This is a genomic window from Streptomyces griseoflavus, from assembly GCF_014649995.1.
GTDB classification, from domain to species: domain Bacteria; phylum Actinomycetota; class Actinomycetes; order Streptomycetales; family Streptomycetaceae; genus Streptomyces; species Streptomyces griseoflavus.
Window position 1 is genome coordinate 91,712 of record NZ_BMUC01000020.1, and the last position, 2,777, is coordinate 94,488.

The 2,777-nt window shown below is 65.3% G+C and carries 3 protein-coding genes; all 3 read left to right on the plus strand.

The annotated features are described in order from the left end of the window. Window positions 1–474: 474 nt before the first annotated feature. The 3 genes from IE172_RS30765 (at window position 475) to IE172_RS30775 (ending at window position 2,706) form a co-directional block, all read left to right on the plus strand. A complete protein-coding gene (locus IE172_RS30765) occupies window positions 475–1,131 on the plus strand; it encodes a hypothetical protein (protein WP_190100603.1) in 657 nt (218 codons plus the stop codon). A gap of 213 nt (window positions 1,132–1,344) precedes the next feature. Continuing rightward, window positions 1,345–1,800 carry a hypothetical protein gene (locus IE172_RS30770; protein WP_190100604.1) on the plus strand — a complete coding sequence of 152 codons (456 nt, stop codon included), beginning with the start codon at window positions 1,345–1,347 and terminating at the stop codon, window positions 1,798–1,800. Window positions 1,801–1,872: 72 nt separating this feature from the next. Continuing rightward, entirely contained in the window at window positions 1,873–2,706 is an 834-nt protein-coding gene (locus IE172_RS30775; protein ID WP_190100605.1) for a transposase family protein, read from the plus strand. The last annotated feature ends 71 nt before the right edge of the window (window positions 2,707–2,777 follow it).

A 2,777-nucleotide genomic window follows, 5' to 3' on the forward strand; every position in this document is an offset into this window, starting at 1 on the left:
TGGTCCGTTCGCTCGTTGGCTTGCTCACGAGTTGCGCGAGTTTGGCGGCACTGAGGTGCTCGCTGCGCATGCGGAGATGAGTCCTATCACCAGAAGCCCTCGTCCCTGCGGTAGAGGTGGTCTGCGGAGACTTGTTGTGTGCTGATTCAGACACTGTGTGTTCCGAAACTGCAACGGAACCAGATGCAGGGTGGCGGCGTTGCAGATAATGCCTGTGATCCGAGGACAGCCGACAAACGGGGGATGAGGTATGACCAGGAACCAGTGGATTGGCGTCGGGACCATCACAGCCACGATCATTGCCGCGCTGATCACTGGCGCGGCGATGCTCTTGGCAGACTCCGACAAGGGTGGCGTCAGGAACGATTGCAGCAACTCGTCCACGTGCGCAGGTCGCGATGTCAACGAGAACGGACGATGAAGGGCTTCCCAAGAGCGTTGAGGGTGGGTGCCATCCGAGGGGCCGTCCCTGTAGTGAGCGCCGTTCTGGCGTTGTCGGCGTGCGGTGGAACGGAGATCGGCACACAGAACAACTGCAGCACGGGCGCCGACTGCGCCGGCCGTGACCACAACGAGGGCGGCCAAGGCAAGTCCCCGGCGCCGTCCGCAAGCTCTCCTTTGCCATCGTCTGCTGCATCAGCTGAATCTGCAGCGCCTGCGACCTACTCCCTCGTCTACGAGCACAAGACGCTCGGCCTCACACTGCCGGACTGCGGCGGAAGCTGGTACGCCGACTTCGAGGAGCGAACCTCCAAGTTCTACTCTGACGAAGACATCAGGAACATGAAGACACAGGCCGCCAACAACGGTCAGCAGGTGCCACTCGACTTCTACTACGGGAACTGCATCTGGGGCGCCTTCGGCAGTAACAATCCCTGGGGGGTCGTCCCCTCGAAGCCGACGGGCCCGAAGGACTGCGCCGATTCGGCGCAAAGTGCCGGTATGGACTACATCAACCTTGCCCCGAGTAAGAACCAGGGCCAAGTCAAGCCGGGCACGCTGATCTGCACAGCTACGGATGCCGGGGTGGCCCTCCTCCAGGTGAAGAGCTTTGGGGGTGACGCAGGCTCAGGCTCGATGCACTCTCCAGATCGTGTCGTACTCGACGTGACCCTCTGGAAGAAGGGCTAAACGGACGCCGATAACGAGGCCGGGCCGTGTCCTGGGCATACCTGCAGCATGTCCGCCAGAAGTGTGGAATGCCGGGTCAAGCTGCGGCCTGCCAGTATCCACGACCAGGAACCGACGGCCTGCACAAACCGGCAGACAGTCGCTGCTGCTTGAAGTGAACGAAACTAGGCGGTTCTTGTTCGCCGTGACCGGTGGCCTTCTATGATCCGGTGCATGCTGGATCCCGAGCTGCTGAAACGGATTACCGCGCGGCGTGCGGAACTGGACGAACTCGAAGAGCAGCTGGCCAAACAGCTGGCGGGAGTGCGGGCTGAGCGGGACGAACTCGCCGTCGCCGAGCGTGTCCTTGAACGGATGACCGGGCAGCTTGCCGAGGAACGCGCCTCCGCCAGGCCGGTGCCCGGGCAAGTGGGCGGACAGACGGTGATGTTGATCCCGCACCGCGAACCGGGCTTGGAGGAGAACTCGCTGCCGTGGGACTACCAGCGCATCATCGCCGCCGTGCGGCAGGCCGCCGGACCAGTCATGGCCCGCGAGGTCGGCGAGGTGGTGGGGGTGGACGTCAGCGTGAAGGCCAAGCTGGAACCGCTACGCAGCAAGCTGGTCAGACTCGTCGACCGCGGCTGGCTGCGCAAACTGCCCGACGGCCGGTTCACCACCCGCCTATGACCAGGAACACCGCCACTCGAAGCGGCTCTACACGGGCGTAACCGGGGTGCCCTCGGCGGCCGTTGGAATTGTGTGACGAATACCAAAAAGCGCGCCGAGAACACCTGCCCGCCTGTCTACCAGTGCCGCCTGCCACTGTCCACGCGCACCGTCAACCACCTCGCCGATCTGCTACGGCGCCATCTGAAGGCGATCCGGACCCGATGGCGAATCCTGCCGCCGGGGAAGATCGCGGTCATCGTCCTGGCCGTACTGCGCCACGACCAGCGCCTGGCCGACATGGCCGGCGGCAACAACGTGTCCGAGTCCACCGTCCGACGCTGGCGCGACGAGCTGATCGGACTGCTCGCCGCCCAGGCACCGCGCCTGGACCGCGCCCTGAAGAAGGTCACGAAGCAGGGCGGGGAGGTGGTCCTGATCGACGGCACCCTCATCCGTACCCAGCGCCGCACCGGAAAGGCCGACCGGCGGAACTACTCCGGCAAGCACCGCAGCCACGGCTTGCACTTCCTCGCCCTGACCGACGAGAAGGGCCGCCTGATCTGGATATCCGCCGCCCGGCCCGGCCGCACCCACGACAACACCGCGGCCCGCCATGACCACGTCCTGACCCACCTGCGCGCCGCCGGCCTCGGCGCGCTGGCCGACCTCGGCTTCCGCGGCCTGGACAACGACATCCTCGACCCCGTAATCGCCACCGGCTACATCGCCACTCGTACCCACAAGCTCACGCGAGGCGAGAAGGAGGCTAACCGCGTCCTCGCAGTCGGACGCGCACCGGTCGAGCACGGCTTCGCCCACCTCAAGAACTGGCGGATCCTCACCAAGCTCCGCACCGACCCCGCCCGCGCCACCCGCCTCCTGCGAGCCCTGCTCGTCCTGACGAACCTCGAAATCAACCGCTGACGGATGATCTTCTCCGCGGACTCCCGCCCACGACCAGGGCGAGTACCCCGGGGACTGGTCACACCAGCCCT